The organism is Nostoc favosum CHAB5714, assembly GCF_020829495.1.
GTDB lineage: Bacteria > Cyanobacteriota > Cyanobacteriia > Cyanobacteriales > Nostocaceae > Nostoc > Nostoc favosum.
In genome coordinates this window covers 1-13,514 of the sequence record NZ_JAIVFQ010000137.1, presented here as the reverse complement: position 1 = coordinate 13,514, position 13,514 = coordinate 1, and the positions used below count along the sequence as shown (strand labels likewise).

The following is a 13,514-nucleotide window of genomic DNA, read 5'->3' as shown; positions in this document are numbered from 1 at the left end:
TCTCGGCGTTTTTTTGTGAGTTTTTTACCGATTCTCAATTAATCTTAGCGATCGCTTCCGCCTGCCCACTTGAGTAAATTCATATATAGCAACCTTTTTGGGCTTTCCTATCCGTCGAACTCACGTTTAATTAATATCATGTCCGCCAAATTACCCATAATAAAAGAACCCCACCCGCAACCCCTCCTCGCTTGCGGGGAGGGGAGACAAAGCATAGCTTTGGCTCTTTGGGGTTCTTCGGGCTTAATAAGCAATCAAGCGAACCTGATATAACTCTTTGTCAAAGTCAATTTTTTTAACGAACCGCAAAGGACGCAAAGGACGCAAAGGAAGAGAAGGAAGAGAAGGAAGAAATGCTTAACCCAAGTGTATTGGTTTATATACCGCCCTTTCTATAAAGCCCGTAGATGACGATTTCGCACCCGTTCAGCACTACCAGTAGGAATCGCAGCAATTAATTTTTGTGTATATTCCTCTTTGGGTTCTTGGTAAATGCTTTCGGCTGTGCCTTCTTCAACAATTTGACCGCGATTCATGACTAAAATGCGATCGCTCATAAATTTCACCACACTTAAATCATGAGAAATAAAGATATAAGTAAGCTGAAAGTCTGACTGTAATTCTTTGAGAAGATTTAATACCTGCGCCTGTACTGAAACATCCAGCGCTGAAACTGATTCATCGCAGATGATAAACTTAGGATTTAATGCCAAAGAACGAGCTATGCAAATCCGTTGCCGTTGACCACCAGAAAACTGATGAGGATAGCGGTTAATTGCATCTGCACTCAACCCCACCCGTTCTAAGAGTTCGGCTACACGTTGTCGTCGTTGTTGCTTGGTCTTACCCACGGCGTGAATTAACAATGGTTCCATCACCGCATCCCCAACCTTCATCCGTGGATCGAGGGAACTGAAAGGATTTTGGAAGACTATTTGCATTTCCCGTCGTAGTTTTTGCAACGGTTCTCCTTTGAGGTTAGTAATATCTTGTTTCTCAAAGATAATCTGACCACTCATCGGTTCAATTAATCGCAGCAAGGTTCTGCCAAGGGTGGTTTTACCGCAACCAGATTCTCCCACTAAACCTAGTGTTTCTCCTGGTTTGACATCAAAAGAAACGCCATTAACTGCCATGTTGTAGCGTTTTGTACCACCGAACACCCCGCGCACTGGAAAACCAACTTTCAGGTTGCGGATTTGCAACAGGGGTTCCTTCTGATTGAAGTTTGCCAATCTTGCAGTAATCTCTTCGGTGGTAACTTCTGTAGGTTGTGCTGGTTCTTTCGCCTGAATTACTATTTGTCCCGTTGCTGTCTCTTCTGCACTCATGTAATCAGAAACAGTGAGTAATTTTTGGGGACGGCGGTTGAGTGTGGGGCGACAAGCTATCAAGCCTTTAGTATATGGATGCTGGGGACTGCTGAAAATTTGCCGAGAAGTACCAGATTCGACAACTTTACCTTTATACATCACCGCTACTTCGTCAGCAATTTCTGAAATTAGCCCCAAGTCGTGGGTGATGAAAATCATTGCCATGTCACGGCTTTGCTGCAATTCTCGCAACAAGTCCAAAATAGTCGCTTGCACCGTCACATCCAAGGCTGTAGTTGGTTCATCAGCAATTAAAATTAATGGGTTGCAAGAAATTGCCATTGCAATCATTACCCGTTGCAACTGACCCCCAGATAGTTCATGAGGGTAGCGTTCCAGCATGGCTTCTTTGTGTTCTTTTACCAACTGTGCCAACTTTGACCCATCTGGTTTAGATGAATTGGCGTTGGTTTTATGCCAAGTTTCGATATACTGCTGCTGGATCTCTTCATCGCTAGGTAGAAGTTTAACTTCTTGTAGACCTGCGATCGCAATTTGTCGTGCTTGGACTGCTGACACATTTTGATGTCGCACAATAGCTTCTGTTAGCTGAAACCCAATGTTATAAACCGGATTAAGCGAACTCATCGGTTCTTGAAAAATCATGGCGATGTCGCCACCCCGGTGTAGCTGCATTTGCTCAGGAGGCAATTTTACCAAATCGATGGCGTTGGCATTCTCCTGCGGACGAAACCAGATTTCACCGCCAGTAACTATACCGGGAGTTTGCAACAAACCCATCACAGCTAGAGCTGTCACTGATTTACCACTCCCCGATTCTCCTACTATTCCTAGAGTTTCACCTCGATGCAGCCCAAAGGAAATACCATCCAAAGCTCTAACGATGTTGCCATCACCGGGAAATTCAACTTGTATATTGCGAACCTCTAGGACAGTTTCTCTCATAGGAGTTGGGTAGAAATTCTAACTTAAAATTATCTGGATTTTAACAAGAGTTTTGATCTATTATGTCGCTAAATATGGTTTTTACGTTTGAATCGGATCGTCCATTGATGGATGCCGACCGATTTCTTTATCAGCCGCACGAATATTAATAACCCGTTCCCGATTCAAGGTTAGTACAGTGACGGTCGCTCGTCCAATAGCTGTCAAACCAATAATTAACAGTCCATCCGCAGACCAGATAAAATGCTCACTCCAAATGTGCGATCGCGGATTAAACAGTAAAACTTCTTCTTGAGAGTAAGCCGATTTGTCTTCCTGCGATTGCAGTGAAAGCAAGCCAACGCCAGATTTTCCAAAAAATCTGTTCCACCCAATGACAATGGCATAGTATGATCTACTGTGAATTGCACATACTGCCATTGTTCAGATGCATGACAGTACTCACACAGGTAGTTGGCGCGTTGACGTACCTGCTTTTGTATAGATTCAGGAATTTTGCTACGAGAGGACACAATTTATAGAGCTTGCTGAGTTTGAGCAAGAGACACATTACGAATTGTGCGATTTACAAAGCTTAGGTAGTCATCAATTTCTTCGTACCAATCAAGTTCTTTTTCTTCTTCTGCACTAAGCGGGGCGTTTTGCTGTTTCACCAATAGTTCTTCAATGCGACTTTGAACAGTGCTGGATGCTCGAAAAACTAGAATACCTTCCTCTAAATCAATCCGAACCGCGCCCTCAATGGGTAGTGTTTTTGGAAGGCTATTAAGTTTCGGTGGTAGAGAAATGGTCATGGCAGTGCCAGGAAATTAATCGATGAGTAATTTTGATTGTAGCTTAATGTGCGATCGCGGATTAAACAGTAAAACATATCCCAAAAAGTACCGAGGCTTTTGTCAGAGAATTGAATTGGTGAAATCAGAGTAGGTAAGCGATGTCTCACGACAAGACGCAAAGCGTCAACGCAGACAAAAAAATAGCACATCATAAAGGATGGCTATTTGTAGAAATTGTCTAATCGTAATGTTTTTTGCTAAGTAGAGTTAGCAAATTGAATACACGCTCAACTACCAACTTTAGAACGGAATATCATCTGGATCTGGTTCTTCCGCTTTCACTGCTGGATAAGTGGTTCGCTCATAATTTGTGGGTTGGGGTACGGGTTCGTAAGTTTTCGCTTGGGGAGCAACGCCAACAGGATTTGTAGCCGGGGTAGGCGCTGGACGTGGTGACTCGTAACTGGGAACGTCTTTCTGTGCAGGACGAGATGCTGCTGGTTGTCGTGGAGCAGTTTCAGTAAATGATGGAGTTACGGTTGCTGAGGGCAATGGATCAGTATTAAAACTACCTCCAACAGGTTGAATTTGTTGCACCGTCAATTCAGCGCGTTTTTCTTTAAAACCTTCTTGACGCTCAACAGTATTCATGCTTAAACGTCCTACCAGGATGACGCGATCGCCTTGGTGGTAGTTTTGCTGAATTTCTGTCGCTAAATTTCCCCAGCCGACAACCTTCAGGGTAGCTGGCGGATCTTCTGGTTTCTGGGAATTGGGAAACTGCACCAGCATTTCCGTGACTCCCAGATTATCGGCTGTATAGCGGAGTTGCGGTTCGTTAATAATTTCCGCCATCAAAACGCAGCTGTTCATTAAAATTACTCCTGACTGCAAAAAGTACTGATTCAAAAAGAGAAGGTTTTTCTATGTAGTGCCAATTAATATCTAGATAGGTTTAATCTTTTGCATTTTTTAATAATGTTTGAACAAATTTTCTACATCTACTCTTAGATCAGAATTCAGGAGTCAGAATTCAGGAGTCAGGAGAACACTTGATGAATCAATATACCAATCATACTAAACTCCTTATCAATTCTGACTTCTGACTCCTGGGTGCTGAATTCTTCCACTCTGAGTTTTTAGTCCTTTCTAGCATAAAAGCCAAGCGATCGCTTTAAACAGCATTAAGTATGCCGCCCGCCACCCTCGCTTGACTAAATGAGCATTGAATTCTGTCTGGAGTAGTATAATTGTACCATCCATTGATTAAATAGAAAAAATTTTTGGCAAAAATTAAGTCTTGACGTGAACTGGAAAAACACCCAAGGCAATCAACCTGGCTGGAAGGTCGCCCAAGATGGGTTTTAAACCTAATTTGGCGCATTTTAGCATGGGGAAGTTTTAGCAAGCGATCGCTAAGTCCCAATTCTTCCATAATTTCCATCACCGACGGATGAATCGTATCGCCGCGAAAATCGCGGTCAAAGTCTTTGTGTGCTTCCAGCAGCATCACAGAAATGCCTTGACGCGCTAACAACAGCGCTAAAACTGCTCCTGCCGGCCCCCCACCCACAATGCAACAATCTGTGGTTTGTCCGTCTACAATGTCATGGACAGGGTTAATTTTTGGTTGTTGGGAAAGATTTTTAGGTACATCGGTAGTCATAACAACACCTCCTGATAGCCCTAAAATTCAGGATAGTTTGCTTTTTATGATGCAAGCTGTTTTTTTAACTTTTCGTATTTACATACAACGTCTATTATGATTGGCGCTAAACTGTCATTGATCATTGGTCATTAGTTATTAGTCATTAGTCCAATGCCCAATGCCCCATGCCCAATCCCCAATGACAATAATTAGTTGTGTCCCAAGTTGTTTTAGAAAACGTTTATAAAAGTTTTTCCCCGCGTAAAGGGGAAGGTGTGACCTCACAAACCCAATCTCCCCTCACGTCTGGGGAGAAAACTGATGCAGCGCAAGAACGTGCGGGAAGTGTTAACGTCTTGCGACGGATTAATCTGACGATCGCAGATGGCGAGTTTATGGTGCTGGTGGGCCCTTCTGGTTGTGGTAAAAGCACCCTGCTGCGCTTAATCGCTGGTTTGGAAGTGATGACTGGCGGTAATATCTGGATAGGCGATCGCTTGATCAATGACCTACCACCCAAAGAACGCGACATCGCAATGGTGTTTCAAAATTACGCCCTCTATCCCCACATGACGGTGTACGACAACATCGCCTTTGGGTTACGCCGTCGTTTTAGAGCAGGGGGAGCAATTACTCCCTCATCCCCCTCATCCCCCTCATCCCCTTATCTTCGGACGTGGGCAGAAAATCTCTTCGTGGGTGCGACCAGAAATTTACCTAAAGGACTGCGCTACATTTCTGACAAAGAAAGGGCGGTGGATGTACAGGTGCGTAGTGTTGCCCAACTGTTGCAAATCGAAACATTGCTGAATCGCTTACCCAAACAGCTATCTGGGGGACAAAGACAACGGGTTGCATTGGGGAGAGCGATCGCGCGTGATCCCCAAGTATTCTTAATGGATGAGCCGCTTTCTAACTTAGATGCCAAACTGCGGGCAGAAACCCGCGCTCAAATTGTCAAATTGCAGCGCCAATTGGGGACAACGACAATTTACGTTACTCACGATCAAACAGAAGCGATGACAATGGGCGATCGCATTGCGATTATGTCTGAGGGTAAAATTCAGCAAGTTGCTTCTCCCTTAGAACTTTACAACCGTCCTGCCAACCTTTTTGTAGCAGAGTTCATTGGTTCACCACCGATGAATTTTATTCCTGTAGAATTTCATGCCCCACAGTTGATTACTCATTCCCATTTTCGTTTCACCCTCCCAGAAGTTTGGGGAAGAGCTTTACAAAAATATGATCGGAAAGCTTTAATTTTAGGCATTCGCCCAGAACACTTGAACTTGAGTATGCCTGCTACCAAAAATCTACCAGTGCAAGTAGATTTGGTAGAGAATCTCGGCAACGATTCCTTTCTCGCTGTTAAGATTGCCGAACCTGGATCTCAAGGAGCCACTACCAATTACTTACAAGTGCGAATACCACCAGACCGATTTGTACAAGTTGGGGAGCAACTATGGCTATCTCTGACTACAGAGAAAATTCACTTTTTTGACCCGGAAACTGAGCTAGCAATATTTCCCTTGTAGAGTGGGAGCGGGGTTATGGAATACCAATATACCAGCTTTTCTGGTCTGACCGGATGGTGCGATCGCTTGAGATCGAGATTGTAATCTCAACGCAGAGCATCACAACTTTTATAATAAATTCAATTTATCCTTTCAAAAAATAAGACTATTTGCTTTTATTGCATAAGCCGTTTTATCCTGAAATTAGTAGAGATTTGTACTTTGAACAAATACAAACTTGGCTTGCGATTAATACAAGCCTTTGGCTAAGTCAGGGCTTACGCAAAACTATACGCGGTAGGGGCAATACCCTGCCTTAAGCCGCTTCTCTACATTCCCTGCGGGACGCTTACGCGCAGCTTGCTTCGACCTAGGAGTATGCTTCTACATGAATTACCCTAAGAAGAAAATCAAGTTTTTGGCCATTGTTTGCGTAAGTCCTGTGAGTAATTAACTTTGCAAATCTCTAGTGCTATCAAATTTAGGTGTCTTACCAGCATTCAAAGAGTAAACTAATGCTAACTAAATTGCCCAAAGAACTTTTAAAGTACATAACTTTTCACTTTGAGAAAACAAAGGAGAATAATAATTAAATGCTAGATCAGCAGATTGATTATCCTACCAGACCCAAGACAAGTGCAATGATCATGAAACTTTTCCAAATCACTCTAGTGGTGTTAGTACTTTTGATCAACTTAGCAATTGCTTTCCCCTCTTGGGCAGAAAAACCGCCTTCTTTAACTAGTAAGCCTGACTACTTTCAAGTAGGGCAAAAAGTCATTTGGCTTTACAGTCCTCGCGCAGATTCTAGCGAAGTCCAAAGAATTCCTGCCGAAGTAGTCAAGTTAAGTTCCAAACAAGTGCAAATCAAAGTGTACAAACATAATCACGAATTTGTCAATCGTTGGGTGAATCCAAACAAGCTTGAGAATTCGCAAAAAGTTAAAGAGTCAGTATTCTAAAATTGAGTTATATGGAAGTAAATCTAGTACAGCACTGCGTAAATTCAGCTACGATGTCAATTAACCAGACAATAAGGGGCAAAATCCCCTTGTTAAAGGTAGGGAAACTTTCCCCAAAGTCTACTAGTCATCAACTATTTTATTTTTTGTAAATCAAAAAAACTGAACCTATCGGGCCAAGGTTTTCTACATAAGTTTTCTGGTTATAATACAATCCTGGCGACATACCTCCATCAAATAATATCCCTTCTTGAATCTTACCTAAACAGTTATTGCTAGCAATACCTTCTAGGAGATTATCAAACAGATCTGGCAGTAACTCTTGATTAAGTTGAGATAATTCAATATCTGAATTAGCTTTTAAGTCATTAACTAATAGGATTACATAGCCTTGATTAGTGATAGCTGCCATAGAGCGATTTTTAGCATTTTTACAAGCAAATTCTCCTAAATCTTGACAAATATCTTTAAATTTACCCTGACGATAGAATCTGCCATTACCACCCACTAAATTGTAATTGAGAATATCACTTTTTCTTCTACCAGCTTGGATAGTAGCCTGTCGCTGGTTGGGTGTACCTCCTGATATCCCAAAGGAAGAACGCTTAGTTTTAAATGCTCCCGAATACTCGACACCACGAGAAACATTTAAGCCTTGTGGTTTATCATCAGTACCTATATAGTCAGCATTAATTGCAGCAATGGGTAGCTGTCCATTTAATTTGGCATTCTCATCGCCGATGAGTTCACGAAACTGTTTTGGTACATATTCTTTACGCAGTTTCCCCCTAGCATCTTTGGCGTAGAGTTTATGAGATAGACCAACATTAACTTTGAAATCTAATTCTGCTGATTTGGGATTAAAAATAATCACATTGTTAATACCTCTTTCATTTCTTTTACCTTGATTATTGGTTTTAAAAAAATCAATGCTGAACTTAGCATCTTTGCCAGGGCAAGTTTTAGATGCTTTTGGGATTGAATTTGCTTCAATCTCTTGACAACCTGATAATAAGGTTGCAGCAATTATCAAGATAAATAACAAAAATAATTTTTTCGTAGACATACTAATGCAAAAAAAACCGCTACAGAATTACTATAGCGGGGAATAATTTAAAATTTAAGTCTGGAGTTTATCTCGGAACCAAAACTTAAGAGAACCATTCTAAAACAGCTTCTTCTTTGGTGTTGGTATTTCGAGATGGTGTCTCACGGTTAAATTTCATCTGAATTGACCGGGTTTGCTCACCATCAGCAGCTACAGCCAAAATTGGATAGTCAATTAAACCATCCTGGAAGGACATCTGGAAGCGGAATGTTCCATCTGGATTTAGCTGAATTGGGCGGCCACCAATGGTTACGGTAGCATCGGGTTCGGTTGCACCGTAGACTATCAACTCAGCATCGGCAATTAACCAGAACTGGCGCGGACGCACTGGTACGGCGGAAGCCGAGAAGCCAACACCTGACATTCCTGCACCGGAAGCGGTTAAGCCTGACACGGTAGGAACTGCCCACATACCCACACCAGATGGGAAAATGTAGGAGCTAATAGCTTGTTCAGGACGCGCTGAACCTGGTACTTGGTGCTGGGAACCGAAGATAGAACCAGCTACCCGTAGTGCTTCGGCAGATTCGGCTAAACCAAAGATTTGGTCGTAGATGGGGTTGCCGTTACCATTGACAACAGCAGCATTACCATTGGCGGTAGCTGCAATCTTCTTGGCAGGTGGCACGAGTTCGTATTGAGTCTTACCACGCAAATCTTCTTCAAAGTTAACAGTGATGAAGACATCCTCAATCCAGTCAGAAGGATAAACGGGAGGAATGTGTACTCTAGCAGAACGAGCAAGTACCAACCAGCGTCCATCAGCAGCACGATAGCCGATATCGATCACATAATCGCGATCGCTAACTGGAACTGGTAGATACCATTCTCTAGCTAGTTCATCAGCAGGATATTCTTGAATGCTGTGGGGGCTTTGGTATTCAATATTGATGTCGGTGACATCATAAATCCGTAGTGCAAGTTGTTGTCCCCCTTGTCGGCGCAGTTCCTCTTTATGTTCATTGGGAATATCCCAGTAAGTGTAAGCCCACTGAGGATCGCGTGGTAAGAGTACAATCCGGCTTTCACCATAGCCAGAGGGTAAATCTGCGAGTCCTTCATCAACATCAGCCAAAGATCCACCAGTCCGATCTTCCTGACCTAATTCAAACTTTGCAGCTTCCACGGTTTCCTGTGCCTCCAATGAACGAGATGGACTAAGTAAATTTTTACTGCGCTGGACTTCTTGAATTGATGCCAGTAATTGTGATTTACGCATTCGGCTATACCGAGAGATGCTATATTCGCTAGCAACTTTGCGTAGTTGGCGTAAGGTCATCTCCTCTAGTGGCGGGCGTTCTTTTGCCATTATTTTGGCCTCCAGTAGTTTAAGCGGTAAATGATTTCCCCTGGTTAAAGAATGCTATATAAAATGTCATCCACTCCAGATGAATTTCTTATCCTGACTCCTGGTTTTGCCCAGTTTTTAAGTTTTTTAGTCTGTTTTTAAATTGGGGTCACTTCCAATCAATTCCTTAGTTATGCCAAAATTAGCATTTCTTTGGGATCGGGGAAGTTCTATCTGTTAAGTCAATATTAACCACTAAGCATATCTAGGGATCAAGGGGTAATAAGTAGGTTTTTTGCCTGTTTCACGAATTTACAAGCCCTTCTGGGATCGTATTGTCATGATTTCATAACATTGGCAGGTAGTTACATGTTGAGCAAAGGCAATAATGTCAATTTTTCATGACATTGTGTTTTGAGGATTGAACCCACCACTATAGGGCTTCTGGGTTGAGTCCAATATAGACCTAACCCCCAGCCCCTTCCCTGCAAGGGAAGGGGAGTAAGATTCCATTTTTCTCTCCTAAAAAGAGAGGTCGGAGTGTATTGCATACAAACGGAAAGCGCGATCGCTATGATTCAGTGAACATCCTCCCAGCAATCTGAATCATAGCGATCGCATCAGCAAGCTATTCAGGATCGAGTCAAATATGACATCGAATTTCGAGTTATTTTACCTGATGAGAGAATTCGTTTTTTAGCAAGCAAAGGAGTTGTCTTTGGGGATGCTGGGATGGCTGTGCAAATGTCTGGGTTATACATGGACATCACCAAGCGCAAGCAAGCAAAGGAGACGCTAGAAGTTCATGCTAACCAGCAAGCAATGGTGGCAGAACTAAGTCAAATGGCCCTAGCTAGTACAGACTTGACTACACTGATGAACTCATGTGTAACAATCGTTGCCCAATATCTAAAAGTTCAGTCTTGCAAAATTTTGGAATTACTGCCAGATGAGCAGAAATTGCTGCTACGCGCCTTCGTCGGTTAGCAACCTGAACATGAGATTTCCACTTCCTTAGACGAATGGGCAACACGAGTACATCCAGATGATATTGGATTTGTCAGACAAGCGATCGCTGATCACTTTGCTAAAATTACCCCGTTTTTTACTAGCGAACATCGAGTCCGGTGTAAGTATGACACCTATAAATGGGTTTTGGATCGCAATCAGGCAGTATGGGATGAAGATGATAATGTAGTGCGGATCTGATCCTTTACAAATGCGTCAATTGCTGCAAAACCTCATTGGTAACGCCCTCAAATTCCACCGCCCACAGATACCACCTATTATCAAAATCTATAGTCTATTTTTAAACAATCAAGCAGATAACATCTTTGCCAATTCTGAACTTTGTCAAATCATCGTAGAAGATAATGGTATTGGTTTTGAAGAAAAATATCTTAATCGAATTTCCAATGTTTTTCAACGATTGCATAGTAGCATTGAGTACGAAGGTACTGGCATAGGTTTAGCTATCTGTCGGAAAATTATTGAGCGTCATCACGGAAATATCACAGCCCAAAGCGCAGTTTACCGCATCCCGATTTGATTTTATTAGATTTGAATATGCCCAGAATTGGCGGTCTGGAGGCGCTAAAAGAGATAAAAACTGACCCACAATTGCGGCGAATTCCAGTTGTCATACTGTCAACATCACGAAGAGAAGAAGATATATATAATACTTACGAGTTGGGTGCGAACTCTTTCATCACTAAGCCAGTGACTTTTGCTTCATTAGTTGAGGTCATGAAGACTCTAGTTAAATACTGGTTTGAAATTGTGAAACTGCCACTAGAAGCCGTGGGAAATAAACATGGACAACAGCCCTATCAAAGTTCTGTTCATTGATGATGACGAAGACGACTATATTTTGACTCGTTATTGGTTCAGTGAATTTCAGGTAGCAAACTGCGAGTTGGAGTGGGTAAATAATTATGAAGCAGCAAGGAATGCGATCGCTTGTGACCAACATGACATTTATCTTGTAGACTACCGTTTGGGGCCAGAGAGTGGACTGGAACTTTTGCGCGAAGCAATTGCCAACGGCTGTTGTTCTCCGATAATTTTGCTGACTGGCCAAGGCGACTGGGAAATAGATATCGAAGCAATAAAAGCCGGAGCCGCAGATTATCTCGAAAAAAGCCAGTTGACTGCACCTTTGTTAGAACGCTCTATTCGTTATGCTATTGAGCGCAAACAAACAGAACACAAAATCCGCGAACAAGCCGCTTTACTAGATGTTGCCACCGATGCAATTTTTGTCTGTGATTTAGACGATAAAATTTTATTTTGGAACAAAGCTGCCCAGAGCCTGTACAGTTGGAAAAAAGAAGAAGCTATCAATAAAAAGACACGAGTTCTCTGGCATGAAAAGCATGTGTCTCAAGTTGAAAAAGCACTCAGTATTCTGATGAAACATGGTTCTTGGCAGGGTGAGTTACATCAAAAAACAAAATCAGGTAAAGAAATTATTGTTGAAAGTCGTTGGACACTGGTGCATGAATTCGGTAATAAAGCACAATCTATTCTCATTGTTAACACTGACGTCACACACAAAAAACAACTGGAAGCGCAATTTCTCCGCGCCCAGCGATTGGAAAGTATTGGCACCTTAGCCAGTGGTATCGCCCATGACCTGAATAATATTCTTGCCCCGATTCTGATGACAGCCCAACTATTCGAGACACAAGTCCATGATGAGCGTTCTCGGCGACTGTTGCAAATATTGATTACAAACGCTAAACGTGGGGCTACTTTAGTTAAGCAAGTGTTATCTTTTACTCGCGGAATTGAGGGCGATCGCACAATATTGCAATTAAAGCATTTAATAGTAGAAATTCAGCAAATTATTAAAGAAACTTTTCCCAAATCCATTGAAGTTTCCACTCAAATTCCGCAAAATCTTTGGCCTGTATGCGGCGATGCTACCCAATTGCATCAAGTACTAATGAATCTGTGTGTCAATGCTCGTGACGCCATGCCGAATGGTGGAACTTTAAAAATATTAGCGGAAAATCTCTTAATTGACGAAAATTACGCCAAGATGCATATTGACGCTAAAGTTGGTCACCACATTGTTATTACTGTTAGTGATGGCGGAATTGGTATTCAAACAGAAATATTAGATCGGATATTTGAGCCATTTTTTACTACTAAAGAACTTGGTAAAGGTACTGGTCTTGGACTTTCTACAGTACTTGGCATTATTAAAAGCCACGGCGGTTTTATCGACGTAGTAAGCGTTCAGGGAAAAGGCAGCCAATTTAAGGTGTATTTGCCAGCACAAGAGGCGGTGGAAACTATAGAAGAACCAGAACAGGGATTACCTTCAGGACAAGGAGAATTAATTTTAGTAGTAGATGACGAAGCTGCCATTCGAGATGTGACAAAAACATCTCTAGAAAGCCATAACTACAAAGCAATTACAGCTAGTGATGGCATTGAAGCAATAGCCTTATATGCAGAACATCGAGATGAAATATCTCTTGTATTAACTGATATGGTAATGCCGTCAATGGATGGAATAACTACTATCCGCACCTTGCGAAAAATTAACCCAGATGTCAAAATCATTGCTGTCAGTGGACTAACCTCGCAGGATAAAGTTAATACAGCTTATGACATGGGTATCAAAGCCTTTTTATCCAAACCTTATACAGCTAGTCAATTATTGCAAACTATAAGCACAGTCAAAAATAATTAGGAGTTGGGCATTGGGAATTACTAATTTATTTGTCAAACTTGAGAGTTATAATTTAATAATATAAAGTCAGCATAATTAGTTGCGATTCCCACAGTCATTGCACCCCAGATCGCATAATTAGTTATGATTTCCACAGTCATTGCACCCCACCCCTTAATCCCCTCCCCGCAAGCGGGGAGGGGAGACGAAGCGTAGCTTTGGCGGGGTGGGGTTCTTCGGGTTTAATAAGTAATCAA

The 13,514-nt window shown here is 42.1% G+C and carries 11 protein-coding genes and 3 pseudogenes; 7 read left to right on the top strand and 7 right to left on the bottom strand.

From position 1 onward, the window contains the following. Positions 1-392: 392 nt before the first annotated feature. The 5 genes and pseudogenes from LC586_RS36715 to LC586_RS36695 form a co-directional block, all read right to left on the bottom strand. Positions 393-2,279, bottom strand: coding sequence for an ABC transporter ATP-binding protein (locus tag LC586_RS36715; RefSeq protein ID WP_229490512.1), 1,887 nt, complete (start codon positions 2,277-2,279; stop codon positions 393-395). Positions 2,280-2,494: 215 nt separating this feature from the next. After that, positions 2,495-2,665 (bottom strand): HNH endonuclease, encoded by a 171-nt coding sequence (locus LC586_RS36710; RefSeq protein WP_229490518.1) that lies wholly within the window; start codon positions 2,663-2,665, stop codon positions 2,495-2,497. Between the two features lie 129 nt (positions 2,666-2,794). Further along, entirely contained in the window at positions 2,795-3,073 is a 279-nt protein-coding gene (locus LC586_RS36705; protein ID WP_229490510.1) for a hypothetical protein, read from the bottom strand. 282 nt (positions 3,074-3,355) lie between these two features. Continuing rightward, on the bottom strand, positions 3,356-3,928 hold the full coding sequence (locus LC586_RS36700) for a single-stranded DNA-binding protein (protein ID WP_229490509.1): 573 nt from the start codon (positions 3,926-3,928) through the stop codon (positions 3,356-3,358). Between the two features lie 487 nt (positions 3,929-4,415). Beyond that, a pseudogene (locus LC586_RS36695) lies at positions 4,416-4,721 on the bottom strand (FAD-dependent oxidoreductase); the annotation flags it as partial. 197 nt (positions 4,722-4,918) lie between these two features. Between LC586_RS36695 and LC586_RS36690 the strand changes: the two are divergent. Together LC586_RS36690 and LC586_RS36685 are read left to right on the top strand one after the other, a co-directional pair. Next, entirely contained in the window at positions 4,919-6,238 is a 1,320-nt protein-coding gene (locus LC586_RS36690; RefSeq protein ID WP_309143431.1) for an ABC transporter ATP-binding protein, read from the top strand. A gap of 572 nt (positions 6,239-6,810) precedes the next feature. Beyond that, positions 6,811-7,179 (top strand): hypothetical protein, encoded by a 369-nt coding sequence (locus LC586_RS36685; RefSeq protein WP_229490508.1) that lies wholly within the window; start codon positions 6,811-6,813, stop codon positions 7,177-7,179. 139 nt (positions 7,180-7,318) lie between these two features. On the opposite strand, the gene LC586_RS36680 is transcribed toward LC586_RS36685, so the two are convergent. Together LC586_RS36680 and LC586_RS36675 are read right to left on the bottom strand one after the other, a co-directional pair. After that, complete coding sequence (locus LC586_RS36680; RefSeq protein ID WP_229490506.1) at positions 7,319-8,245, bottom strand: phosphodiester glycosidase family protein; 927 nt, start codon at positions 8,243-8,245, stop codon at positions 7,319-7,321. Between the two features lie 85 nt (positions 8,246-8,330). After that, positions 8,331-9,596, bottom strand: a complete 1,266-nt coding sequence (locus LC586_RS36675) for a DUF4912 domain-containing protein (RefSeq protein WP_229490504.1) — start codon at positions 9,594-9,596, stop codon at positions 8,331-8,333. A 711-nt stretch (positions 9,597-10,307) separates the two neighbouring features. Between LC586_RS36675 and LC586_RS36670 the strand changes: the two genes are divergently transcribed. From LC586_RS36670 to LC586_RS36650, 5 genes and pseudogenes are all read left to right on the top strand, one after another. Further along, positions 10,308-10,562 (top strand): hypothetical protein, encoded by a 255-nt coding sequence (locus LC586_RS36670; protein WP_229490502.1) that lies wholly within the window; start codon positions 10,308-10,310, stop codon positions 10,560-10,562. A 15-nt stretch (positions 10,563-10,577) separates the two neighbouring features. Next, positions 10,578-10,784, top strand: coding sequence for a PAS domain-containing protein (locus LC586_RS36665; protein WP_309143432.1), 207 nt, complete (start codon positions 10,578-10,580; stop codon positions 10,782-10,784). Further along, positions 10,780-11,124: pseudogene (locus LC586_RS36660) on the top strand (sensor histidine kinase); the annotation flags it as partial. The gene LC586_RS36665 and the pseudogene LC586_RS36660, both read left to right, overlap by 5 nt. Continuing rightward, a pseudogene (locus tag LC586_RS36655) lies at positions 11,109-11,423 on the top strand (response regulator); the annotation flags it as partial. The pseudogenes LC586_RS36660 and LC586_RS36655, both read left to right, overlap by 16 nt. Continuing rightward, positions 11,389-13,278 carry a hybrid sensor histidine kinase/response regulator gene (locus LC586_RS36650; RefSeq protein WP_229490500.1) on the top strand — a complete coding sequence of 630 codons (1,890 nt, stop codon included), beginning with the start codon at positions 11,389-11,391 and terminating at the stop codon, positions 13,276-13,278. The pseudogene LC586_RS36655 and the gene LC586_RS36650, both read left to right, overlap by 35 nt. The last annotated feature ends 236 nt before the right edge of the window (positions 13,279-13,514 follow it).

What these genes read in the sequence shown, in the direction of transcription:
- LC586_RS36710 (WP_229490518.1), bottom strand. Translation starts at nt 2,665, where the DNA reads ATGCCATTGTCATTGGGTGGAACAGATTTTTTGGAAAATCTGGCGTTG.
- LC586_RS36675 (WP_229490504.1), bottom strand. Translation starts at nt 9,596, where the DNA reads ATGGCAAAAGAACGCCCGCCACTAGAGGAGATGACCTTACGCCAACTA.
- LC586_RS36705 (WP_229490510.1), bottom strand. Translation starts at nt 3,073, where the DNA reads ATGACCATTTCTCTACCACCGAAACTTAATAGCCTTCCAAAAACACTA.
- LC586_RS36685 (WP_229490508.1), top strand. Translation starts at nt 6,811, where the DNA reads ATGCTAGATCAGCAGATTGATTATCCTACCAGACCCAAGACAAGTGCA.
- LC586_RS36680 (WP_229490506.1), bottom strand. Translation starts at nt 8,245, where the DNA reads ATGTCTACGAAAAAATTATTTTTGTTATTTATCTTGATAATTGCTGCA.
- LC586_RS36700 (WP_229490509.1), bottom strand. Translation starts at nt 3,928, where the DNA reads ATGAACAGCTGCGTTTTGATGGCGGAAATTATTAACGAACCGCAACTC.
- LC586_RS36650 (WP_229490500.1), top strand. Translation starts at nt 11,389, where the DNA reads ATGGACAACAGCCCTATCAAAGTTCTGTTCATTGATGATGACGAAGAC.
- LC586_RS36670 (WP_229490502.1), top strand. Translation starts at nt 10,308, where the DNA reads ATGGCTGTGCAAATGTCTGGGTTATACATGGACATCACCAAGCGCAAG.
- LC586_RS36715 (WP_229490512.1), bottom strand. Translation starts at nt 2,279, where the DNA reads ATGAGAGAAACTGTCCTAGAGGTTCGCAATATACAAGTTGAATTTCCC.